A 22715-nucleotide genomic window follows, 5' to 3' on the forward strand; every position below is an offset into this window, starting at 1 on the left:
GCATGAAGCGGAGCCAGCAGGGGTGAGCGCCACAGGGAGAGTTTGGGCTGGCTTAGGTGCGGCGCCCGTTCTACCTTCGTTCGCATGAGCGACGACCGAATCGAGGAGGGCGGCACCGAGAAACGGAAGCGACCGCCAACGCCTTCCTTGTTCATGCGCGAGATGCGGCCCGAACTCTACTCGGACACCGTTGACCGTCCGCTCTACGTCCTCGACCGCGCCATGCTCGAGTTCCAACTCGAGACCATGACGGCGCGCAACGAGCACCAGCGCTTCGAGATATTCTGCCGCAAGCTCTGCCAGCGCGTGATCTGCCCGCACATCCGCCCCCAGAGCGGGCCCGAGGGCGGCGGCGATGGCAAGACCGACGCCGACACCTTCCCTGTTGCAGAGGCGATCGCCGATCTCGGTTATGTCGGCAGTCACGGACCCGACCGCGACGACTGGGGCTTCGCTTTCAGCGCGATGAAGGACTGGAAGCGCAAGGTTGTGAAGGACGTCGCGGGCATCGCCGGGACCGGCCGCAAGCTCGAGCGCGTCTACTTCGTCACGAGCCAGTCCGCACGTGCGGCCGACCGCGCACGCATTGAGGCCGAGCTAGAAGCTGCCCACGGCATGCCGGTGAAGATCCTCGACCGCGCGTGGATCGTCGAGGAGGTGATCGACAGGGAGCGCAAGGACATCGCGCACGACTATCTGTGCGTTGGCCAGGTCGTGTCCGATCCGATGCGCATGGGACCGGAGGACTACTCGAGGCGCCGCCGCCTGGAGGACGTCGAGCGTGCGTTGGCCGATCCGTCCTCGTTCGAGTGCATGGAGCGCCAGCTTGTCACCGAGGCGATGGTCGCGGCGCAGCTGTCGCGCAACCTCGAGCTGCCGCGCCACGAGACGGATGGTCGACACGCCCGCGCGATCCGGCTCGCCGTCAAGCACGGGTCCGCGCGGCAGCAGCTAGAGGCGCGGCACGATGCGCTCTGGACCGCCTTCTGGTGGTTCGACGACGCTGCGGCGGTGTCGGATGGCTACGCCGGCATCGAGGCGGAAGCCCTCGGCGCCGACCACGCCCGCAACATCGAGTTCCTTGTCCAGCTCCACCAGTTGCTGGTAAACGCGGTGCTCTACCGCATGCTATCACCGGATGCTGCCGACCTTTCGGCGCGGTCTGACCGGCTGGAGGCCGCGTTGGAGGCAATGACGCGCGACGAGGGGCGCCCGAACCACCGCCTTGAGGCTCGCACCTCGCTCGCGGTCGTCCGCCTCGGTCGCTACTTCGCCGAGGGCAGGACGGGTGAACTGCCTGCCATCTGGGCAGAGCTGGGATCTATCCTCGACGAGGCCGCCGGCCTTGCGGAGTTCGATGCCGATCGCCTGGTGAGGCTGATCGACGTCGTATCCATCCCCGCCGGCCGCGATCCGACATACCGCGCCGTGGCAGAGCGGCTCGCCGATTTCGTGGCCAAGCGCACGTCCGACGCGGAAGGTGCGCTCATCCTCCTCCGGCAGGCTCTCCGGCTAGACTTCGAGGAGCGCTGCGAACGTATCCGGCTGCTGGGTCGCGCGGCGGTCCGTCTCGCCAAGCGCGAGCATGCCCAGCAGATGATCGAGGCCCATCAGCACCTTGCGATCGCCTACCGCGGGGCTGACCTGTTCTGGGCGTCGCGATCGTCACTCCTGATGGCGGCGGCCGGCCTTGCCGCCGAAGGTGAGGAGTCGAGCGAGTTGCCTGTCGGCTTCGTGCCGACGGTGAAGATCTGGGCCTGGGTGGCCCTCCAGCTGAGACTCGTGCCGGAGCTGATCCTCTCGTTCCGCCTGCTGCGCATGGCGCTCGCCACGCTGCCGCTCGATGAGGCGTCCAAGGCCAGGGTCACGGAAGGCCTGCAAGAGCTGGACGCCGGCCTCGGCAGCAACATCCTCAACATGACCGATGCCGAGGTCGCCTCGCTCTCGCGCGCGCCGGACGCGCTGGAGGAGGCCGGGATGCCCATCGCCCGGATGGCGCTGCTCCACGCCCTCGGCCATGAGGAGGTCCTCCGCGAGGACGAGGGCTACCGGGAGCTCGAGGCGGAAGGTGGGTTGCCGAAGTTCCTCGGGCTCCTCAAGGCTCAGCCGGTCTCGCGCGACCTCGTCGGCGGACTGGTCCTCAACTCGCCGGCAGGCCAAGTCCTCGAGACGTGCATCTGCGGACTGACAGTAGAGGTCGCGACCCCCGGCACTGATGCCGGGATCGTCACGGGGCAGGCGCTGGTTGCTACGGTCGAGGCCATGCTGGCGACTATGATCGAGGACGGCGTCGGCCCGCACACCGAGCGGTTCCGTATCGACGTCGTCGAGACGGACGAGGACGGACCGAAGGTGCAGACCGATCCCAGGGGGATGCGCTCGATGGTTTCCTGGCCCAGGTCGCTGCCGGTCTGGGACTTTCCACGCCAACCAGACATCGGTGCGTTTCTCATACAGATCGTGGGCGAGATGCTGGCGGCCACCTTCGCGCTGCCGAACCTCAACGACGCGCTGTGGCGCCTGTTCGACCGCGGCAACGCGCACGACAGGGTGTCCAGCGTCCTCGGCTCGCTCAGCGGGCTGCAGCGCATCGCCGGTCGCCCCGTCGTCCGCCTCGATGGCGGCGGCCGCGACTATCCCATGCGGGAGCGGCCGGCGGTGGAGGAGGTCGAGCCGGCAGGTCCAGCCGACGACGATGACGGCAGGCCCGCGCGCGGAATGACCGAGGACGGGCGCCCGACCGTTTCGCGGCACCGGGAGGTCAAGGTGCAATCGGTCATCGATATGCACAGCTGGGACGCGGCCAGCTGGAAGGGCATCCTCTACACGACGCTCGGCGACGACGTTCCGCCGGTGTTCGCGCTCGCGTTTCTCGACCGTGCGGCCGCCCGCCGGATTTTCGAACGCTGGCGGGAGCGGTTCGGCACGAAGGACGTGAACCATGAGATCAGCATCTCGATCATCCGCAACCTGCCGGGCTATCCGTCGACGCACTACGCCATCCAGATAACCAGCCGACGACCGGACGACGGGGAGTGGGAGCGTGGCACGCTATACCAAACGGTCTTCCGCATCCACGTCGTGGAGCCGGACGACGACGTGAACCTGGAAGGTTTCCTGAGGAGGCTCCGCGCGGCCGGCTGCTTCATCCTCGCGCCCGCCGTGATCTCCGGCCAGGAGCCGGACCTGCTGACCGACCTCGTCATACTCAAGAGGTTCATCAACGTGGTCGAGGCGGCCGATGTGGCGGAGCACGACATCGAGCACGTGGGGCTCCAGACGATCGCGAGGCGCGACGCCGGATGAACGACCATGTCGCTGCATACGACGCGCAGTCCGAGCGGCTGACCGCGGAATACGAGGCTCACGACCCGTCGGGATACCGCGCCACCTACTCGACGCTGCTTCCGTCCGGTCCAGGCCTTCTGGCGCTCGACGTGGGCGCGAGCTTCGGGCGCGAAGCTACCTGGCTGGCGGTTATCGGGTTCGAGGTCGTCGCCGCTGAGCCCTCGTCATGGATGCGCGACGCGGGCATGGTCGACGCGGAGATGCGCATTAAGGTCTTCTTCCAGAAACTGGGGATCTGATGAGGACCGCCGTGCGTGGATTGAGCGATGCCGACGTGCGGGCGCAGCGGCGAGGCCTAGTAGCATGAACGCGGCCGCTTGGATCACGCTCGGCCTGGGCATCGCCACGATACTGGCGAGCGGCGTCACGTCTGCCTTCGTCACTAGCCGGCTGAATCGGAGCAAGGACCGCTTCGAGTTCCTGCGGGGAAAAGCGGAGACGCTTTATCTCGCGGTCGACCAGTACGCGAAGGTCCTCGGCCAGCATGCGCTCACCTACTATCCAGTGCTTCGCGGGGAGATCGACTGGAACCAGATGCTGGACCTTCAGATAGCAAGCGGCTCGAACCCGGGGAAGCACGAGGGCGCAGAGGTGATGGAGATGCTGGTTGCCCTCTACTTCCCCTCGGTCAGGCCCGCGTTGGACGAGTTGTTCGCCGCGCGCGACGCCTTCAACGAAGTCACTCACGCGATGAAGCGCGACTACAGGCGGTACGGCGAAGTTCCTGCTCAGGAGCATGGCACCAAGTTCCAGCGGGCGGTCGAACTCATGAACGAGCGCGGCGAGGCATTGCAGCGCGCCGTCGTCGAGACGGCACGCTCGACGGTCGGTACCAAGATCGCCTGATCGTCATCGTCGCAAACCGTCTTCCCTTCGGCGGAGGCACTTCCTGGGACGTGGTATTAACGCGCGATAAAGCTGCCGCACCGGCGTTTTGTGGTCAGCGATGTCCGGATCTCGCTTGCTGTAGATTACGACGATCTCCGATTTCGCCAAGCTGCGCGTCCCTGCTGTGTCCTGGGCGATTAGGAAAAACGCGCCTCAAGCTCGAGGATTTTTGGCTCGACGTCGCCCTTGATGAAGTAGTGAGCTTGCCCCATTCACCATGTGACCAGGTAGGAGCGGGCAAAAGCGAGCCAATAGGGCGGCACATTCTGATGGAGTTCTGCTAACTTTACGCCAAAAGCAGCAAAGTTGCTCTTGCGGCGTGAGCCGCGCCCACGTTCGTCAGCTTTCGGAAGCGGCTCGTAACGTCGCCAATGACCGATTTTGGATCTTTGCGGCTTCAGCAGCGAGCTGAACGAAGGTCCGCTTTCCCCGCGCAACTGTCCAATACCCGCCAGACTGCAAACGGCCCACTTCAAGTCATAAAACTACGCCACACGAACAGACGCTGAACGTCGGCTTCCGGCAAAAGCTGACGCTGAACCTGTGGCCTCGGAACGACGGGTTTGTCCCAATTGTGTTGAAGAAGTTGGGGTTGGGGCCGTCTGACGAGTTGCCGCTGAGTTGCGGTGTTCCACGCCGGCCGGCTCAGGCGGGTAGCGGCTGCGCCGGCATGGGGATGAGCTTGGCCATCTTGCGGAGGTTCTGGGCGGTGGCTGCCATATGGAACTCGTCCCTGGCACCGTTTGGACCGCGAAGGCGCAATCGGTCGAGCTTCAGGATGCGTTTGAGGTGCGCAAACAGCATCTCGACCTTCTTTCGCTGGCGCCGCGAAGTGACGTAGGCGTCGGTGGTGGCGATGTCGCGGGCCAGGTTGCGAGCCCATTCGTGGACCGAGCGGGTGACCTTGCGCGCCGGCATGTTGGGCGTGCAGCGTTCCCGCAAGGCACAGCCGCCGCAGTCCTGCTGTCGCGCGCGATAGCGGATGAAGCCGTCCTGGCCGACATCGCCCCGGGCGGTTGCGAAGTTGCGGTTCCTGGGGCGCAAGCGCTTGCCGCCAGGGCAGACGTAGCTGTCGTCGTCATAGTCGTAGGTATCGAACAGATCGAGGGTCATGCTGCCGCCTCTGCAAAGATTGCCAGTTCAGGGGCCGTGGTGGCCTTCGCGTCAGCAAAATTCGACACCGTCACGCCGACCAGCCGAACACCCTTCTGGGTCGGCAACACCGATCGGATCAATTCGAGGGCGGCACGGTGCAGCGCATCTCGCGTCGCCACGACCATCGGCTGGCTGCGCCTGCGCGTGATCTGGTGGAAGTCGCCATATTTGACCTTCACCGTCACGGTTCGTCCAAACGCCTGTCGGCTCTCACACCATCGCCAGACGTCATCCGCCATTTGCAAGACGCCCGCTTCGATCTCCGTCGCTTCGACCAAGTCACGGTCGAACGTCGTCTCTGATCCGGATGACTTGCGGACCCGGTTGGGATTGACCGGCCGGTCATCTTCTCCGCGCGCAATCGAATAGTACCAATGAGCCGAGCTGCCGAAATGCTCTTGCAGGAACTCCAGCGGCTTGGCCCTCAGGTCTGCACCCGTCTCGATACCGAGACCCTTCATTTTCCTGGCAGTGACCGGCCCCACTCCGTGGAACCGGTCGACCGGCAGCGTCTCGACCCATGCGGCGCCCATCTCCGGCGTCACCGCGAACTGCCCATTGGGCTTACGGTGATCGGACGCGAGTTTGGCCAGGAACTTGTTGTACGAGATGCCAGCCGACGCCGTCAGCCCGGTCTCTGCCAGGATGTCGGCACGGATCGCCTTGGCGGTTCGCCAAGCCGTCTCGAGTCCCTGCTTGTCAGCAGTCACGTCGAGATAGGCCTCGTCGAGCGACAGCGGCTGGATCAGGTCCGTGTAGCGGCCAAAGACCGCGTGGATCTGGCGGGAGACCTCGCGGTAAACCTCGAACCGCGGCCGCACGAAGAGAAGGTCCGGACAACGGCGTAGCGCCGTTACCGACGGCAGGGCCGACCGCACGCCGAACTTGCGCGCTTCATAGCTCGCCGCCGCGACCACGCCCCGCGCCGCGGCCGAGCCGACCGCAACGGGACGCCCACGAAGATTGGAATCATCGCGCTGCTCAACCGACGCGAAGAAGGCGTCCATATCGACGTGAATGATCTTGCGCGTGACCATGCCGCAGAGCCTATCGCATTCGGAACGAATTGGGAACATATGCTGGTCCGATAAACGAGACTGACACGCAACTGTTTGGTGATGGCTCCGAAATTCCAGTGGCACGTTTAGGGTACCATGAAGACGATCCGCTTGCCTGACGGCACCACTGTCCCCGCGCTTGGCCAAGGCACCTGGATGATGGCTGAGGATCGGCGAGTCCGATCAGAAGAGATCGTCACCCTGCGCGGAGGTATCGATCTCGGTCTGACGCTGATCGATACGGTCGAAATGTACGCCGATGGCGGGTCCGAACGGCTCGTCGGAGAGGCGATTCAAGGCAAGCGGAATCAGGTCTTTCTTGTCAGCAAGGCCTATCCGCAAAATGCGTCGCGTGATCGCCTGCCCCGCGCGTGTGAGGCCAGTCTGGAGCGGCTCGGCACCGACCGGCTCGACCTCTACCTACTGCATTGGCGAGGCAATGTGTCCCTGGGCGAGACCGTAGAGGCTATGGAGCGACTGGTCGACACGGGCAAGATTCTCCGTTGGGGCGTCAGCAATCTTGATGCCGATGATATGGAAGAGCTGGTCGCCAGCGGTGGCGATGCGTGCGCAACTGACCAGATCCTCTACAATCTGACCCGGCGCGGTCCCGAGCACGACTTGCTGCCCTGGCTTGCCGAACATGCAATCCCGACGATGGCGTACAGCCCCGTCGAGCAGGGCCGCCTCGTCGGCCATGCCGGGTTATGCTCCCTTGCAGACGAAATCGGTGCGACACCCGCCCAGCTAGCGTTGGCTTGGCTGTTGGCGCGCGACAACGTCATTGCCATTCCGAAGGCTGGCCAAGTTGCGCATGTGCGCGACAATCGGGCTGCGGCTGACCTGACCCTCGATGGAAGCGTCCTTGATCGTCTGGACCAGTTGTTCCCCCGCCCCAAGGGCCGCGTGCCGTTGGAGATGCTCTAGGCGAAGCGGTAAACACCGCCCGCTTCGGCCGCGACGAAGCGTTCGGGTGCGATACTCGCAGCACGCAATGCCGTGGCCAATTCCTCAACGGGCTCTTCGCGTGCCTCATCGGTCAGCTGAAACGTGCCCCAGTGGATGCCGAGCGCTCGCCCCACCCCTACATCGTTGAAGATCCGCACCGCGTCGGCCGGATCGACATGCTGCACGGCCATGAACCACTTCGGCGCATAGGCACCGATCGGGATGAGGGCGACGTCAGGTGCCCCCAGGCGTTCGCGCACCTCACCGAAGATACGCCCGTCGCCATAGCCAGTGTCGCCGACGAACCAGATCGAACCCGTCGGGGTTTCCAAATAATGCCCGCTCCACAGCGTCATGCGCGTGTCGCTCGGCCAGCGGTTCGACCAGTGATTGGCCGGGGTCAGCGTCGTCGCGATGCCGCCGCCGAGGTCGACCCGGTCCCACCAGTCGCCGATCTGGCATCGCGCGGCCGGTACCGCCGCCCGGACGATCGCATCGTTGCCGAGCGGCATCGCCATCAGCGGGTCGTGCGCGGCCTGAAGGCGCCGCAGCGTGTCGACATCGAGATGGTCGTAATGCGCATGGCTCAGCAGCACGACATCAATCGGGGGGAGGTCGTCGAACGCGATCCCCGGCGCGGTCACCCGCTTCGGCCCGACGCGGCGGAACGGACTGGCGCGCTCCGACCAGACCGGATCGGTGAGGATGTTCACCCCCGCCGCCTGGATCAGCAGCGAAGCATGACCCACCATCGTCACGCACAGGCCATCGACGCGCGCCTTAGGCTTGGCGGGCGTCACCGGCGCCGACTTCGGCCATTTGGCAGCAGCCCCCGCCAGCTTCCAGCGCAGGATGGCGCTCAAGCCTCGATCGGTACTGGGCTGCCCCGGATTGAAGAAGCGCGTACCGTCGAAGTGATCGCTCGGCGGACCGTCATAATAGCGGTTGCGGGCCATGGTCAGGCGACGCTCATCAGCTGTGATGGATAGGCCGTCAGCAAGCTGAGCGCGTCCTCGAACGGGGCGGTCAGCCAGCGTTCCAGATCTTCGGCCAGCAGGATGACCGGCATCGCCTTGGGGTGCTTGGGCGCGACCAGCGGATTGGGCTCGGTCGTGCAGAAGGCATAGACCCGGTCATGATCCTGATCGACCTTCCATAGCCCGGCGAAGCAGGGCACCGCCTGATCCTCGACGGTGAACCACCAGTTGGTGTCGCCTGGCGCCTTCCGATCGGCGGCGGCCTTGGGTTCGGCAAAGCGGGTGAAGGGCACGAGACAGCGATGCTCGGCCTTCATCAGCCACGGCTTCCACATATTGCTCTGCATGTTCCGGGCGTTGGTCCACCAGTCGTAGAGGAAAGGCAGTTCCCCCTCGCGCGCTGGCCGCTTGCGCGGTTTGCGGGTCGGGAAGCCCCAGCGCATCGTGCTCAAAACCCGCCGCCCCTCCTCGGCGCGAACGACATAGCCGGGTTTGCCGGGCGCTGCGTAATCCTTCTCGACCTCCAGCGTGTTGCTCGCATCGTCGACCTCAGCAAGCGCGTCGAAATAGGTCCGGGGATCGACCTTGATGTTGTAAAGATTACACATTCGCCTGTTCGATCACGACCGGTAGCGCGAGACAAGCTTCTTCCACGTCGCAGCGTCTGGATAGGGCAGAGCAGCGCCGGTGGGCTGGTCCCGCCCGATCACCATATGGGGACGCTGGGTGCGTCCTTCCGCTTGGCATGCCAAGCAGCATAATCGCCGTCCCACCAATCCGAGCGTGCCGTCCCATCCTCGCCGGTAAAATATCCACCAGAGCGCAACCGCGTCGAGGACGCGGACGTGACGGCATTTTGGACAAGTGAGGCGCAGCGTGCGCTTGTGCAGGGCACAGTCCTCCAACGTGCGCAGACGCCGCCCGATATGATCGTGATCGGCCCCTGCCCTGCCTTCCTGGCTGCCCCTTTTACGGCCCTCTTCTGCCACGCCCCTGTCCCGCTCCGATTATCGATCCGCTTGCGCAACGCCTTGACCCGGTTGTGGAATCAACAGAACATATAGCGAACATATGAGTCGCAGCAATGATGTCTTCTACCGCCCCACCCCTCGAAACATTGGCCCGCCTGCGGGGCGCCATAGGCGCTGTAGGCGGCGGTGTGGGTGCGGTCCTGCCTTTCGGCATCGAAGCGGTAGACACGCGATTGACGGGCGGCGGCCTGGCGCTCGGCGGTCTACACGAGACGACTTCAGCGACGCCGACCCTTACGGATGATGCAGCTGCCACGCTGTTCGCGGTCGGGATTGCCGCGCGCGCAGCAGCGCTGAGCGGCCGCCGGGTGCTCTGGGCGCTCACCCGGTTCGACCTCTATGCGCCGGGTCTCGAACAGGCCGGACTCAGCCCGGCCACGCTGTTCTTCGCCGAAGTACGTGAGGACAAGGACGTTCTGGCCGTCATGGAGGATGGCTTGCGTCATGGCGGGCTTGCAGCGGTCGTCGGCGAGGTAAAGCGCGCCGACATGGTTGCGACCCGGCGACTGCAGCTGGCGGCAATGACGGGAAATACCCCTGCCCTGCTTTCGCGCCGCTGGCGCCGACAGGGCACATGCCCACTCACCGAACTATCGGCGGCGATGACACGGTGGCGGATCGCCTGCGCACCGTCCACGCCGCTCCCCGCCCCCGGGGTCGGCCGCCCGCGGTGGATGGTCGAGCTGGCGCGCCAACGGGGCGGCCCGGGTTTCACGATGGAATTGGAGGCATGCGATGACACGGGTCGCCTCGCTCTACCTGCCGCATCTCGCGATCGAGCGACTGCGATGGCTGGAGCGGCCGCGCGCGCTGCCTGAACCAAGGTCCGCGCCTATGCTTCCCATCGACGACGACCCCGGTGCCTGCTCGGTGCCACGGGGCGGCGGCTGGCGTCCCGGCGCGCGCTGGGCGCAGCAAGGCGCTACGCGTGCAACGGTCGAGGAGCAGGTGGCGGCACTGCCGCTGCACCAGCGACCGCCGATGCGGGAGCTGGGTCGTCGGTCGGAGGCGGCAGACCATCCGTTCAAATACTCCAGCCTACCGGGCCAGCACAGGGCAGTATCGGGGCCGGCACCCGCGATGAACCTCGTGCCGATGGTATTGGCCGAGCAGATCGGACAGCGACAGGTCATCGCCGCTGCTTGCCCGGCGGCGATGGCGCTAGGACTGACCCCAGGCATGGCGGTGACGCAGGCACGGGCGCTGATCCCGGATCTCGACATCCGACCCGCCGACCGGGCGGCAGATGCCGCGTTGCTGGCGGATCTGGCACTGCATGCCGTGCGTCACTGGACCCCGACCGCCGCGGTCAGCGGATCGGACGGGCTTTGGCTGGACCTGAGCGGCGTCGCGCATCTGCACGGGGGCGAGACCCGCTTCTGCCAACGACTGGTCGGGTTCTGCCGACGCTTCGGCCTGACCGCACGGGTCACGGTCGCCTCCACGCCGGGCGCAGCTCATGCGCTCGCCCGTTTCGGTCGCGATGCCATCCTGCTGGTTCCCGGCGGACAAGAGGCACAGGCGCTGGCTCCCTTACCTCCTGCCGCACTCCGCCTGACCCCGGAGGCAACAGCGGCGGCGAGCCGGTTTGGGCTCGACCGGATCGCCGATCTCCTGCCGCTGCCACGCGGGCCGCTCGCCCGGCGGCTAGGCATGGCGAGTGTCCGCCGCCTCGACGAGGCACTGGGGCGTGTCCCCGAACCGATCGTGCCGGTCGTGCCCGAGGAGACGCCGGTCGCAAAGCGCCGGCTGCTCGAGCCGATCGGCACCGCCGAGGCGATTGAGCAAGTGATCGCCGACCTGCTCGCCGACATGATGTTGCTGTTGCAGGCGCGCAGGCGCGGTGTGCGCACATTGGTGCTGCTGCTCGACCGGATCGACGGCAGCGAGCAGCGGCTCGCGATCGGCACCGCGCGCGCGACCCGCGATGTCGTGCATCTCGCCCGCCTCTTCCACCTGCGCATCGAGCGGATCGATCCGGGTGACGGGATCGAGACGATGCGCCTCGCAGCGACGCGGACCGATCCGCTGGGTGCTACCGCGGTAGCGGGCGACCTGACCGGCGAGGCGGCGGTGCCCGACGTCGCGACGCTTGTCGACCAGATCGCCGGCCGGGTGGGCGAGGCGGCGCTGTTCACCGCCGCGCCAGTCGAGAGCGACGTGCCCGAACGCGCGGTACGCCGCGCGCCGCCGCTCGCCGCGCCGACTGGCTGGCCGACCTGGCGCCGGCCGGTACGGCTGCTCAGCCGGCCCGAGCCACTGACCGGCGTGCTCGCCCTCCTCCCCGACGCACCGCCGCGCCGCTTCACCTGGCGCGGGCAGGTCCATGCGGTGTTGGCCGGAGATGGTCCGGAGCGCATTCACGGCGAATGGTGGCGGCGCGACGGCGAGGTCTGGGCGGTGCGCGACTATTTTCGGGTCGAGGACGACACCGGCGCACGCTTCTGGCTGTTCCGCCGCGGCGACGGGGTCGATGCCGCAACCGGTGATCTCAGCTGGTACCTCCACGGGCTATTCGGCTGATGGCGGCCCCCACCGCGACCTATGTCGAGCTTCAGGTGACGAGCCATTTCTCGTTCCTGCGCGGCGCCTCCAGCCCCGACGAACTCTTCGCCGCAGCCGCGCTGCAAGGCCACACCGCGCTCGGAATCGTCGACCGGGGCAGTGTCGCCGGACTGGTGCGCGGGTGGGAGGCGCAGAAGGCCACTGCCGTGCGGATGATCGCAGGCGCGCGCGTCGATCTCGACGATGGGCGGGCGCTGCTGCTCTATCCAACCGACAAGAACGCCTGGTCGCGGCTCACCCGGCTACTGACGCTGGGCAAGTCGCGCGCGGGCAAGGGCGGCTGCACGCTCGGTTGGGCGGATGTGGTTGCCTGGAATGAGGGGTTGATTGCGATCCTGCTCCCGCACGAGGCCGACGCCGCGACCGCACGCCATCTCGCCGATCTGCGCCGAACCTTCGGGGCGCGCGGCTATTGTGGCCTAGCCTTTCGCCGCCGGCCCAACGATGCGTTGCGGCTGCACGATCTCACAGCGCTTGCCGAGGAGGCAGGCGTACGAACCGTAGCGCTCGGTGACATCCTCTACCATGCCCCGCAGGCTCGGCTGTTGCAGGACGTCGTCACCGCGATCCGCGAGAAGTGCACGGTCGACACGCTGGGCTACCGGCGCGAGCGGCATGCCGACAGACACCTCAAATCTCCAGTCGAGATGGAGCGGCGCTTCGCCGCCTTCCCGGATGCGATCGCCGCCACCGCCGCCATCGCGCGCGCCTGCACCTTCGACCTCGGCGAACTCAGCTACCAATATCCGCATGAACGAGTCGTCGAGGGGCTGACCGCGCAGGGCGCGCTCGAACAGTTGACCGAGACCGCCGCGGCGCGAATGTTCCCCGACGGACTTCCAAAAGCCTATCGCGACCAGATCGCGCACGAGCTCAGGCTGATCGGCGAACTGGGTTACGCACCCTACTTCCTCACCGTGAACAGCATCGTCGCGGAGAGCCGGCGGCGCGGCATCCTGTGTCAGGGGCGCGGCTCGGCGGCGAACAGCTGCGTCTGCTTCGTGCTCGGCATCACCAGCATAGACCCCATCAAGCACGAGCTGCTGTTCGAGCGCTTCGTCTCCGGCGAACGGCGCGAGCCCCCAGATATCGACGTCGACTTCGAGCATGAGCGACGCGAGGAGATCATCCAGTGGATCTATGAAACCTATGGCCGCAACCATGCCGCGTTGACGGCCGTCGTTACCCGCTACCGCGCACGCGGGGCGGTGCGCGAGGTCGGCAAGGCACTCGGCCTGCCCGAGGATTTGACCAAGGCGCTTGCCGGCCTCATCTGGGGGTGGAGCCAGGAGGGCGTCGGCGAGAAGCAGGTTACCCAGCTCGGCCTCAACATGGATGACCGGCGGCTGCGCCTGGCGCTGGAACTGTCGCGCCAGCTGATCGGCGTACCGCGTCACCTGTCACAACATCCCGGCGGCTTCGTCCTCACCCATGACCGGCTTGACGACCTCGTCCCCATTGAACCCGCCGCGATGATCGACCGGCAGGTGATCGAATGGGACAAGGACGATATCGATGCGCTGAAGTTCATGAAAGTCGATGTGCTGGGCTTGGGCATGCTCGGCTGCATGAACCGCGCCTTCAACCTGCTGGAGGAAGCCAAGGGCCTGCGCGTCGGCATGGCCGACCTGCAGGACGACGATCCAGACGTCTATGCGATGATCCAGAAGGCCGACACGCTCGGCACCTTCCAGATCGAGTCCCGCGCGCAGATGAGCATGCTGCCGCGCATGAAGCCCGCGCGTTTCTACGACTTGGTCATAGAGGTGGCGATCGTCCGGCCGGGACCGATCCAGGGCGACATGGTCCACCCGTACCTCCGCCGCCGCGAGGGGCGCGAGAAGCCCGACTATCCCCGTCCGGAATTGCGCGCGGTCTTGGAGAAGACATTGGGCGTGCCGCTCTTCCAGGAACAGGCGATGAAGGTCGCGATCGTGGGTGCAGGCTTCACCGCGGTCGAGGCCGATCAGCTCCGCCGCGCCATGGCGACGTTCAAGTTTACCGGCGGCGTCAGCCACTTCTACGACAAGTTGGTCGAGGGGATGGTGTCGCGCGGCTATCCCCGCGACTTCGCCGAACGGACCTTCAAGCAGATCGAGGGTTTCGGCTCCTACGGTTTCCCCGAGAGCCACGCCGCCAGCTTCGCCAAGATCGCCTATGCCAGTTGCTGGATGAAGCATCATCATCCCGACGTGTTTTGCGCGGCGCTGCTCAACGCCCAGCCGATGGGCTTCTACGCGCCCGCCCAGGTCGTCCGCGACGCGCGCGAGCACGGCGTCGAGGTAAGGCCGGCCTGCATCAACGCCAGCCGCTGGGACTGTACGCTAGAACCGACACGCGGCCGCTATCTCGCCGTGCGGCTCGGACTGCGCCAAGTGCGCGGCCTTGCCAATGCGCATGGTGCGGCGATCGTCGCGGCGCGGGGGGACGCACCTTTCCAGTCGGTCGAAGAGGTGTGGCGGCGTGCGGGCGTCCCGCGCGCGGCAATCGAGCGACTGGCCGAGGCGGACGCCTTCCATGCGCTGGGCGAGGATCGCCGCCAGGGGTTATGGAAGGTGAAAGGCCTGGGCGAGGCCCCCCTGCCTCTGTTCGCCGCCGCCGATGCGCGCGAAGCCTCATTCAGCCCCGAGGGGCTGGAGCCGGACGTACCCTTGCGGCCGCTGACCGAAGGCCGCGAGGTGGTGGAGGATTACCGCGCGCTACAATTGTCGCTGCGCGCCCATCCCCTTGCCTTTCTGCGGCAGGATCTCACCCGCCGCGGCATCGTCCGCTGCGCCGACCTCGCCCACATCAAGGACGGCCACCATGTCGAGGTCGCCGGGATCATCCTTGTCCGCCAGAAGCCCGGCAGCGCCAAGGGCGTGCTATTCATCACCATCGAGGACGAGACCGGCATCGCCAACGGCATCCTGTGGCCCGACCGGTTCGAGGCGCAGCGCCGCACCGTCATGTCGGCGGCGATGATCGGAATGAAGGGCCGGGTCCAGCGTGAGGGGCTTGTCATCCATGTCATCTGCGACCGGATCATCGACCATGGCGGGCTGCTCGCCCAAGTCGGACAGATGGACTTCCCCCATGCGACCGGCCGGGGAGACGGTGCGCGCCATGCCGGGTCGCCCGACCGGGGCGATGCCGGCTGGCGACCGGGCCCGCGCGACAGCTACTGGCCACCCCACGCCAATGGCCGGGATCCCGAGCAGGTGGTGCGGATCAAGTCGCGCGACTTCCATTGATCGCCCGTGTCACGCCATCAGCGGATCATTATCGAGCTATCGCTCCACATCCTCCGCGCCGCCGCCGCACGGTCGGGCAAGGGCAAGGTCGATACCATCGAGGTGCGGCTCGCGCTGCGCTGCCTGATCGCGCATTGCCCGGAGCGCTGGCCACTCGACATGTTCTGGAACTCCGCCGGAACCGATCACGACATTGGACGCGCCCAGGGCTGCACGGCAGCGCTGAATGGTATCGTCCGGCAACTGGAGGCCGATCCAAGATAGCCTTGCTGTCGCCGGGCGGGACTTCACCGCAAGGCGAAAAGATCCATATTGGCGTCGCCCCAAGCCTTCAGCGCCGCGATGATCGGCGACAGGGATCGACCACGATCGGACAGGCTGTATTCGACACGCGGCGGCACCTGGGCGAAGACCTCGCGCTCGATCAAGCCGTCGGCCTCCAGTTCGCGCAGCTGGTTGGTCAGCATGCGCGGCGTCACATCACCAGCGCGGCGGCGCAGTTCGTTGAAGCGCGTGGTTCCGTCCTGCAAATGGTAGAGGATCACCGCCTTCCACTTGCCGTCGATCAGGCTCACCGCTGCCTCGACGGCACAACCCGGGGTACAATCGAGGCGGGAGTGACGGGCTTTCGCCATCGGAGCGGTATCCTTTTCGACACTATGAGCGTTTTTTGTGCCTACGACAAAAGCTGACACCGTCTCTATCTCGCGTGCGTCAGCAGAAGGAGCAAGACCCATGCGCGCCATAGCCTATCGCCAGCCGGGGCCAATCGATCGAGCCAATGCCCTGATCGACGTAGAACTGCCACGGCCCATTCCGACCGGGCGCGATATCCTGGTCGCGGTTCGGGCCATCTCGGTGAACCCGGTCGACGCGAAGGTTCGCGCCGGCGCCGCGCCGTTCGACGGACGTGACGAACGCGTCCTTGGTTGGGATGCGGCGGGCGTCGTCGAGGCGGTCGGCCCGGAAGCCACCCGCTTCAAGGTGGGTGACGAGGTCTTCTATGCGGGCGACCTGATGCGCGACGGCAGCAATGCGGAATATCAGCTGGTCGACGAGCGCATCGTCGGCCATCGGCCACGCAGCATCGGCTTCGCCGAGGCGGCAGCGCTGCCGCTGACGGCGATCACGGCGTGGGAAACCCTGTTCGACCGGTTGAAGGTCGACGACCAGCCGGCCAGCGGTGCCCGCGCCATCCTGATCATCGGCGGCGCGGGTGGTGTGGGTTCCGCTACGATCCAGATCGCGCGAGCCCGGACCTGACCGTGATCGCCACCGCCTCGCGCGCCGAGACGGAAAGCTGGGTGCGTGACCTAGGCGCGCATCATGTCATCGATCATTCCCAACCGATGGCACCGCAGATCACTGCCTTGGGATTAGGCGCGCCTGCCTTCGTCTTCTCGACCACCCATACCGATCGCCATCTGACCGACATTGCCGAGTTGATCGCGCCGCAGGGGCGCTTCGCGCTGATCGACGATCCCGCCAGCCTCGACATCGTCGACTTCAAGCGCAAGGCGGTGTCGGTCCATTGGGAATTGATGTTCACCCGGTCGCTATTCGATACACCGGACGTCGGCGAGCAGGGGCGACTGTTGGACGCGGTGGCCGAACTGGTGGACGTGGGGCGCGTTCGCACCACGGCGACTGACACGCTCTCGCCAATAAATGCCGCCAACCTTATCGAGGCGCACCGCCGCATCGAGAGTACCACCACGCGCGGCAAGATCGTTCTGGAAGGATGGGAGGCCCAGCATGACTGATCCGATCGTTCACGTCGTCGCCCGCCTCGTGCCGCGGCCTGGCAAGGCCGAGGCACTGGCCACCACGTTACTCGAGATGCTTGACGAGGTACGTGCGGAACCGGGCTGCCTGCTCTACGATGCGCACGAGAGCCGCGACGCGCCCGGCGTGATCGTGATGGTGGAGAGCTGGGCCGACCAGGCCGCCCTCGATGCCCATGGCCGCGCCCCTGCCCTCACTCGCCTTGCCGCCCGCTTCGACGCGTTGCTTGCCGAGCCGCCATCCGTCGAACGACTCCGGCGGATCGGCTGATCTTTCCATCGCTTGCGACGCAAGAGCCTCCCGTTCGTTGCAGCAGCAAACCGGACAAGCGAGACCATCCATGGACTATATCAAGCTCGGCCACACTGGCCTCGACGTGTCGCGCCTCTGCCTCGGCTGCATGACCTATGGCATCCCGGATCGCGGCAATCACGCCTGGACGCTCGACGAAGAGGCGAGCCGGCCGCTCCTGCGCCAGGCAGTGGAGGCAGGTATCAACTTCTTCGACACCGCGAACGTCTATTCGGACGGCACATCGGAGGAGATCGTCGGCCGCGCGCTGAAGGATTTCACCCGCCGCGACGAGGTGGTGATCGCCACCAAGGTCCATGGCCGGATGCGCCCCGGCCCGAACGGCGCGGGCCTCAGCCGCAAGGCGATCATGACCGAGATCGATGCCAGCCTGACCCGGCTCGGCACCGATTATGTCGACCTCTACCAGATCCACCGCTTCGATCATGAGGTGCCGATCGAGGAGACGCTGGAGGCGCTGCATGACGTCGTGAAGGCGGGCAAGGCGCGATACATCGGCGCCTCGTCAATGGCCGCGTGGCAGTTCGCGACGATGCTCCACGTCGCCGAGGCGAATGGCTGGACGCGCTTCTCGACCATGCAGAACTATGTCAACCTCCTCTACCGGGAAGAGGAGCGCGAGATGCTGCCGCTGTGCGACGCGGAGGGTATCGGCGTGATCCCGTGGAGTCCGCTCGCGCGCGGACGGCTGACCCGCGACTGGGACGAGACGACCGAACGCTCGGCCACCGATGAGTTCGGCCGCACGCTTTACGCGGCAACGGCGGAGGCGGATCGCAAGGTGGTCGAAACCGTCGCGGCCGTCGCCAGCGCGCGTGGCGTGCCGCGTGCGCAGGTCGCGCTCGCCTGGGTACTCGCCAAGCCGGAAGTGTCCGCGCCGATCGTCGGCGCATCCAAGCCGGCGCATCTCGACGACGCCCTCGCCGCGCTCGACCTGACCCTGTCGGACGACGAGATTGCCCGGCTGGAGGCGCCGTACGTGCCACATGCGGTGGTCGGCTTCTCGTAACCGCCCCCACGGACGGATCGACCAAGCCGGCTGCGGGGCTTATCCGCCTGCCGGCCCCGTGGTTCGCTTCGCGAGCAACTGTGCCAGCGTCACCGGCAAAAAATCGCGCACGTCGACGCCGACGTCAAACTGGCGCGGCATCGATGTCAGGCGGCCGTGGCTGTGGCCATGCAGGTTTAGCGCGCCCTTGTGCTGGCGGTTCCAACTGCGGAAGGCGTAGTGCCCCAGGACGAGCGCACGGCCTTCGACCTCGATCTCGGCATAGTCGCCGACGCTCGCCCAGCCCGGTGCGGCGCCCGTGGCATCGGAATCGTTGTTGCCGCGGAGCAGGTGCTTGGTTCCGTTGAGCCTGGCCAGCAGCGCCGCGACATCAGCCGGCCGCCGGGCGACATCACCCAGATGCCAGACGACATCCTCCGCGCCCACGACGGCGTTCCAGCGGCCGATCAGTTCGGCATCCATCTCGGCCACTCTGGCGAAGGGTCGCTTGTGGATGTTGATCGTGCGGTGATCGCCGAAATGCGTGTCGGCGGTGAAGAAGACGGTCATGTCCAATAGAGGATGCGCGCCGCCGGTAGCAGCGCCGCGATCCTTTCCTCGAAAAACAGGCGAAGTGATCGCATCGTCGGCGCATCATAGACCTGCTTTTCAGTCCCGAACTTAGTGCGCTTTGTCGTCCGGTTGTCCGCCCCCATGTCGAGCGCGGAGCCGGGATACCAGCTCTCCAACACCGCCTTCGATCCGGGCGTAAAGCGATGCGTGATGAGTTCGATCGTCAGGTCGACACCGGCGATGCCGGCCAGCGCCGCCGCTGCATCGGCAAGCAGAGCACCATAGGCCTCGCGCCAGCCCTCAGCCGCGATGATCGGCGCGATCGTCAGGCCGATCGGATATCCCGCGCACGCCATGTCGGCCAAGGCCGCGAGCCGGGCCGCGACCGGCGCGGTGCCGCCCTCGAACCGGGCGAACATCGCCGGATTGATCGACGCACGCATCCGCGTACGCTTCTGGTGGTCGAGGCCGAGCAGCGGCCCGACGTCGGCGAACTTCGTGGTGAAGCGCAGCTGCGCCGCCGCATCCCAGCGACCGAACCAGGTGATCGCCGCCGACAGCGATCCGGTGATCGCTTCCAGCCCCAGCGGATCGGTGTAGCAGGATGCCTCGAACGTCGTGCCTTCGTGGGCGCGATCCTGGCTGCGCGAAGTGACGCTGCCCTGCCCCAGATAGGCTGGCAGCCCGTCCAGTATCTCGTCGAGATTGGCGTAGACGCGGGTGATCGGCGGCCCCTTCAACGATCCCGCCAGATAGCAATAGCTGCAATGCGCCGGGCATCCCTCGGCGAGGTCGACCCGCCAGTCGGCGCTGGGCGCGATCGGCTGGAGCCGCCGCTTCGAGGGCGGCGCAACCACCACCGCGAGCGTCGACTTCGCCGCCGCATAGGCGCGCCGCGGATCGTCGGGCAGCCCCAGTGCGAGGGGATCGCCGGGAAGCGCCACGACTTCGACACCCTGCGCTTCAGCACGCGCGACGATCCCTCGGCCGTGGGCGAAGCCCAGCGCCGAACGCGTCACCAGCAACCGACGCGGGCGCCATCCTACCACGGGTCTGGCCGTCGTCGGTGCTGTCGATATCGTCGCCATGGCCAAGGAAACGAACGGCACGCGGGGACGGTCCGACCGATCGACAGGCACCGCCCCATCGTCTTAGGATCGGCGCTCCACCGAGACAGGGGGCCGACCTGCACTTGCTCGACACACGCCGTACGCTGCTCCGCTCCGCGATGCTGGCACCGATGGGGCTCTGGGCCGCGGCCCAGGCGCGTGCCGCCGGTCTGTCGGCGAAGGACACCGTCGGGCGCGGCATTTCGCTTGAACTCGCAAGGGCGCGGGCGGCGCAGATCTCCGCCCTCCACTATGACCTGTCGTTCGACTTGACTGCGGCGGACACCGCTGCGGGCACGGTCGTCATCCGTTTCGATCGCGCGGGCGACAGCGGCGATCTGGTCTTCGACTTTCGCGGCCCTACGCTCGCCGATCTGACAGTCAACGGCCGTCCGCTACCGGCCGCGGGGCGGGTCGACGGACACCTCGTCCTGCCCGCAGCGTTGCTGAAGACCGGCGCCAATATCGTCTCGGCACGGTTCGCGACACCGATCGCGGCATCGGGGGCGGCGATCATCCGCTATCATGACGACAAGGATGGCCAAGCCTATCTCTACACGTTGCTCGTCCCCTCCGATGCCAATCTGCTGTTCCCCTGTTTCGACCAGCCCGACCTCAAGGCGCGCTTCCGCTGGACGATCACCGCGCCGACCGGCTGGACAGTGATCGCCAACGGGCCGCTCGATGAGCAGCAGCAGGCGACCGGCGGTACGCGCTGGCGCTTTGCAGAAACCGAGCCGATCTCTACCTATCTCGCCACCTTCGCCGCCGGACCCTGGACACATTGGACGTCAGCGCCCGCGGGGGAGCGGCCGATCAGCCTCTACGCGCGCGCCTCGCGCCGTGCCGAAGTCGATGCCGAGGCGCAGATCGCGACCAACCGCGCCGCGGTGCGCTGGCTCGCCGACTGGTTCGGCATCCCCTTCCCCTTCGCCAAGCTCGACCTGGTGCTTGCGCCCGCCTTTCCCTTCGGCGGCATGGAGCATGTCGGCGCGGTCTTCTACAACGAGGACCGCTTCATCTTCCGCGAGCCGCCAACGCTGCCGCAGCGCGTCGGTCGCGACGCCACCATCTATCACGAGATCAGCCATCAATGGTTCGGCGACGACATCACCATGCGCTGGTTCGACGACCTGTGGCTGAAGGAAGGCTTCTCGACCTATATGGCCGCGCGCATCCAGGCGGAGCTACAGCCCGACAGCAACGCCTGGACCACCTTCCTGCTGTCGACCAAAACGCCCGCCTATCGCGCCGATGCGACCACCGGAACGCAGGCGCTGTGGCAGCCGCTCGCCAACCTAGATGCCGCCAAGAGCAATTACGGCCCGATCGTCTACAACAAGGCGCCGGCGGTCATCAAACAGCTCGCCTTCCTGGTCGGCGAGGAGGGGTTCCGCCGTGGCCTCCACCGCTTCCTCATCGATCATGCCTATGGCAACGCAACCTGGCAAGACCTGCTCGGCGCAGTCGGTGCGGCATCCGGCGTCGACCTGACCGCATTCGGCCGCCAGTACATGCTACGCGCCGGCCTCCCCCGCGTCGACACGCAGCTCCGCATCGCAGGCGACCGGATCGGGTCGCTGACGCTCGTCCAACGGCCGGTGCGGTCACTACCTGGCGACCGCGGCGGCGCATGGCCGATGAAGGTCCGGGTACGGCTGGGCTATCGCGACCGCGCCGACGTGGTGCTCGACGCCGCCTTCTCCGGCACGACAGCGACCGTCGCCGGGGCGGCAGGGCTGCCGGTGCCCGACTATGTCTGGCCGAACGACGACGATCAGGGATACGGCCTGTTCCTGCCCGACGACCGCACCCTTGCCTGGATCGTCGGGCACGTCGGTACAGTCAAAGATCCGCTGCTACGCGCGATGCTGTGGAGCGCGGTGTGGGACACCGTCCGCGACATCCGCTTCTCACCGGCGCGCTACATCACGATGCTGCTCGACCACCTGCCCGGCGAAACCGACGAACAGATTTCGCGCACCATCCTGTCGCGCGGCGCCGCCGCACTCGACGTCTACCTGCCGGACGATGCGTCCGCGCCGCTGCGGCCCCGCTGGGAACAGGCGCTGCTCGCCCGCATCGACAATGCGAACCTGGGATACGGCCTGCGCAAGGACGCTCTCGATCGCCTGATCGCAACCGCGCGGACGCCGCTCGCATTTGCCCGCTTACGCGACCTTCTGGCGGGCCGCGCGACGTTGGCCGGCACCGCAATCCGCCAGCCGACACGCTGGGCGATCGTCCGTCGCCTGATTGCGGTCGCAGCGCCCGATGCCGCCGCGCTTTACGCATCCGAGCAACGGCTCGACCAAACGAGCGAAGCGGTGAAGGACGCGTTCGTCGCCCGTGCGGCGACACCCGACCGCTCTGTCAAGGCGGCCTATTTCAGCCGCTATTTCGACGATGCCACGCTCAACGAAGCTTGGGCGAGCGAAAGCCTTGGCGCCTTCAACACGATCGAGCAGGCCGAACTCACTCTGCCCTTCCTTCGTCCGGCGCTCGACCGGCTCGAATGGATTCGCCAGAACCGGCGCATCTTCTTCCTGCCCGCCTGGATCGACGCCTTTATCGGCGGCCAGCGCGATGCCGCGGCGCTCGATGTCGTCGATCGGTTCCTGGAGGCGCACCCCGGCCTTCCCCTCGATGTACGTCGCAAGGTTTTGACCGCACGCGACGAACTGGCTTTAACCGTGCATATCAGGGCCGCAACATTTCCAACGTTAACAAAGGTCTGATGAAAGA

General features: G+C 66.5%; 17 protein-coding genes and 2 pseudogenes. 12 read left to right on the forward strand and 7 right to left on the reverse strand.

The features are described from left to right. The first annotated feature begins 84 nt into the window (after positions 1 to 84). The 3 genes from MF607_RS02520 (at position 85) to MF607_RS02530 (ending at position 4194) form a co-directional block, all read left to right on the forward strand. Positions 85 to 3306 (forward strand): ATP-binding protein, encoded by a 3222-nt coding sequence (locus MF607_RS02520; RefSeq protein ID WP_242115887.1) that lies wholly within the window; start codon positions 85 to 87, stop codon positions 3304 to 3306. Further along, positions 3303 to 3587, forward strand: coding sequence for a class I SAM-dependent methyltransferase (locus MF607_RS02525; RefSeq protein ID WP_242115888.1), 285 nt, complete (start codon positions 3303 to 3305; stop codon positions 3585 to 3587). Before MF607_RS02520 ends, MF607_RS02525 begins: the two co-directional genes overlap by 4 nt. A 64-nt stretch (positions 3588 to 3651) precedes the next feature. Beyond that, a complete protein-coding gene (locus MF607_RS02530) occupies positions 3652 to 4194 on the forward strand; it encodes a hypothetical protein (RefSeq protein WP_242115889.1) in 543 nt (180 codons plus the stop codon). A gap of 687 nt (positions 4195 to 4881) precedes the next feature. Here MF607_RS02530 and MF607_RS02535 read toward each other — a convergent pair. Further along, positions 4882 to 5328, reverse strand: a pseudogene (locus tag MF607_RS02535) (transposase); the annotation flags it as partial. A 17-nt stretch (positions 5329 to 5345) separates the two neighbouring features. Further along, positions 5346 to 6428: a DNA polymerase IV gene (dinB, locus tag MF607_RS02540; protein ID WP_242115890.1), complete on the reverse strand. Its 1083-nt coding sequence runs from the start codon at positions 6426 to 6428 to the stop codon at positions 5346 to 5348. A gap of 117 nt (positions 6429 to 6545) precedes the next feature. Here dinB and MF607_RS02545 point away from each other — a divergent pair, with 117 nt between their 5' ends. Continuing rightward, entirely contained in the window at positions 6546 to 7376 is an 831-nt protein-coding gene (locus MF607_RS02545) for an aldo/keto reductase (RefSeq protein WP_242115891.1), read from the forward strand. Here the strand turns inward: MF607_RS02545 and MF607_RS02550 are convergent. Both MF607_RS02550 and MF607_RS02555 read right to left on the reverse strand, forming a co-directional pair. Further along, the gene (locus MF607_RS02550) at positions 7373 to 8353 is read right to left on the reverse strand and encodes an MBL fold metallo-hydrolase (RefSeq protein ID WP_242115892.1); all 981 of its coding nucleotides are present in this window, start codon (positions 8351 to 8353) and stop codon (positions 7373 to 7375) included. The genes MF607_RS02545 and MF607_RS02550 overlap by 4 nt on opposite strands. A 2-nt stretch (positions 8354 to 8355) precedes the next feature. Then, positions 8356 to 8982, reverse strand: a complete 627-nt coding sequence (locus MF607_RS02555; protein WP_242115893.1) for an SOS response-associated peptidase — start codon at positions 8980 to 8982, stop codon at positions 8356 to 8358. Positions 8983 to 9533: 551 nt separating this feature from the next. On the opposite strand from MF607_RS02555, the gene MF607_RS02560 reads away from it, so the two are divergent. The 4 genes from MF607_RS02560 to MF607_RS02575 are packed head-to-tail and all read left to right on the forward strand — an operon-like array spanning position 9534 to position 15467. Then, positions 9534 to 10223, forward strand: a complete 690-nt coding sequence (locus MF607_RS02560) for an ImuA family protein (RefSeq protein ID WP_242115894.1) — start codon at positions 9534 to 9536, stop codon at positions 10221 to 10223. A gap of 16 nt (positions 10224 to 10239) precedes the next feature. After that, a complete protein-coding gene (locus MF607_RS02565; RefSeq protein WP_277925644.1) occupies positions 10240 to 11928 on the forward strand; it encodes a Y-family DNA polymerase in 1689 nt (562 codons plus the stop codon). Continuing rightward, a complete protein-coding gene (locus MF607_RS02570; RefSeq protein WP_242115895.1) occupies positions 11928 to 15203 on the forward strand; it encodes an error-prone DNA polymerase in 3276 nt (1091 codons plus the stop codon). Before MF607_RS02565 ends, MF607_RS02570 begins: the two co-directional genes overlap by 1 nt. A 6-nt stretch (positions 15204 to 15209) precedes the next feature. Beyond that, the gene (locus MF607_RS02575) at positions 15210 to 15467 is read left to right on the forward strand and encodes a hypothetical protein (RefSeq protein WP_242115896.1); all 258 of its coding nucleotides are present in this window, start codon (positions 15210 to 15212) and stop codon (positions 15465 to 15467) included. Between the two features lie 23 nt (positions 15468 to 15490). Here MF607_RS02575 and MF607_RS02580 read toward each other — a convergent pair whose 3' ends face one another. Next, positions 15491 to 15778, reverse strand: a complete 288-nt coding sequence (locus MF607_RS02580) for a winged helix-turn-helix transcriptional regulator (protein WP_322539925.1) — start codon at positions 15776 to 15778, stop codon at positions 15491 to 15493. A gap of 160 nt (positions 15779 to 15938) precedes the next feature. Here MF607_RS02580 and MF607_RS02585 point away from each other — a divergent pair. From MF607_RS02585 to MF607_RS02595, 3 genes and pseudogenes are all read left to right on the forward strand, one after another. Next, a pseudogene (locus MF607_RS02585) lies at positions 15939 to 16966 on the forward strand (zinc-binding alcohol dehydrogenase family protein). Then, positions 16959 to 17258, forward strand: a complete 300-nt coding sequence (locus MF607_RS02590; protein ID WP_242115897.1) for a putative quinol monooxygenase — start codon at positions 16959 to 16961, stop codon at positions 17256 to 17258. Before MF607_RS02585 ends, MF607_RS02590 begins: the two are co-directional and overlap by 8 nt. A gap of 70 nt (positions 17259 to 17328) precedes the next feature. Then, on the forward strand, positions 17329 to 18309 hold the full coding sequence (locus MF607_RS02595) for an aldo/keto reductase (RefSeq protein ID WP_242115898.1): 981 nt from the start codon (positions 17329 to 17331) through the stop codon (positions 18307 to 18309). A gap of 39 nt (positions 18310 to 18348) precedes the next feature. On the opposite strand, the gene MF607_RS02600 is transcribed toward MF607_RS02595, so the two are convergent. Both MF607_RS02600 and MF607_RS02605 read right to left on the reverse strand, forming a co-directional pair. Next, positions 18349 to 18858, reverse strand: a complete 510-nt coding sequence (locus MF607_RS02600) for a metallophosphoesterase (RefSeq protein ID WP_242115899.1) — start codon at positions 18856 to 18858, stop codon at positions 18349 to 18351. Beyond that, a complete protein-coding gene (locus tag MF607_RS02605; protein WP_242115900.1) occupies positions 18855 to 19910 on the reverse strand; it encodes an SPL family radical SAM protein in 1056 nt (351 codons plus the stop codon). Before MF607_RS02605 ends, MF607_RS02600 begins: the two co-directional genes overlap by 4 nt. Before the next feature lie 191 nt (positions 19911 to 20101). Between MF607_RS02605 and MF607_RS02610 the strand changes: the two genes are divergently transcribed. Further along, entirely contained in the window at positions 20102 to 22708 is a 2607-nt protein-coding gene (locus MF607_RS02610) for a M1 family metallopeptidase (protein WP_242115901.1), read from the forward strand. The last annotated feature ends 7 nt before the right edge of the window (positions 22709 to 22715 follow it).

The organism is Sphingomonas lacusdianchii (assembly GCF_022664395.1).
Classification (GTDB): Bacteria; Pseudomonadota; Alphaproteobacteria; order Sphingomonadales; family Sphingomonadaceae; genus Sphingomonas; species Sphingomonas lacusdianchii.

Excerpts from the sequence above, each read along its gene's own strand:
- MF607_RS02520 (WP_242115887.1), top strand. The coding sequence starts at position 85 with ATGAGCGACGACCGAATCGAGGAGGGCGGCACCGAGAAACGGAAGCGA.
- MF607_RS02525 (WP_242115888.1), top strand. The coding sequence starts at position 3,303 with ATGAACGACCATGTCGCTGCATACGACGCGCAGTCCGAGCGGCTGACC.
- MF607_RS02530 (WP_242115889.1), top strand. The coding sequence starts at position 3,652 with ATGAACGCGGCCGCTTGGATCACGCTCGGCCTGGGCATCGCCACGATA.
- dinB (WP_242115890.1), bottom strand. The coding sequence starts at position 6,428 with ATGGTCACGCGCAAGATCATTCACGTCGATATGGACGCCTTCTTCGCG.
- MF607_RS02545 (WP_242115891.1), top strand. The coding sequence starts at position 6,546 with ATGAAGACGATCCGCTTGCCTGACGGCACCACTGTCCCCGCGCTTGGC.
- MF607_RS02550 (WP_242115892.1), bottom strand. The coding sequence starts at position 8,353 with ATGGCCCGCAACCGCTATTATGACGGTCCGCCGAGCGATCACTTCGAC.
- MF607_RS02555 (WP_242115893.1), bottom strand. The coding sequence starts at position 8,982 with ATGTGTAATCTTTACAACATCAAGGTCGATCCCCGGACCTATTTCGAC.
- MF607_RS02565 (WP_277925644.1), top strand. The coding sequence starts at position 10,240 with ATGCTTCCCATCGACGACGACCCCGGTGCCTGCTCGGTGCCACGGGGC.
- MF607_RS02570 (WP_242115895.1), top strand. The coding sequence starts at position 11,928 with ATGGCGGCCCCCACCGCGACCTATGTCGAGCTTCAGGTGACGAGCCAT.
- MF607_RS02590 (WP_242115897.1), top strand. The coding sequence starts at position 16,959 with ATGACTGATCCGATCGTTCACGTCGTCGCCCGCCTCGTGCCGCGGCCT.
- MF607_RS02595 (WP_242115898.1), top strand. The coding sequence starts at position 17,329 with ATGGACTATATCAAGCTCGGCCACACTGGCCTCGACGTGTCGCGCCTC.
- MF607_RS02600 (WP_242115899.1), bottom strand. The coding sequence starts at position 18,858 with ATGACCGTCTTCTTCACCGCCGACACGCATTTCGGCGATCACCGCACG.
- MF607_RS02610 (WP_242115901.1), top strand. The coding sequence starts at position 20,102 with ATGGGGCTCTGGGCCGCGGCCCAGGCGCGTGCCGCCGGTCTGTCGGCG.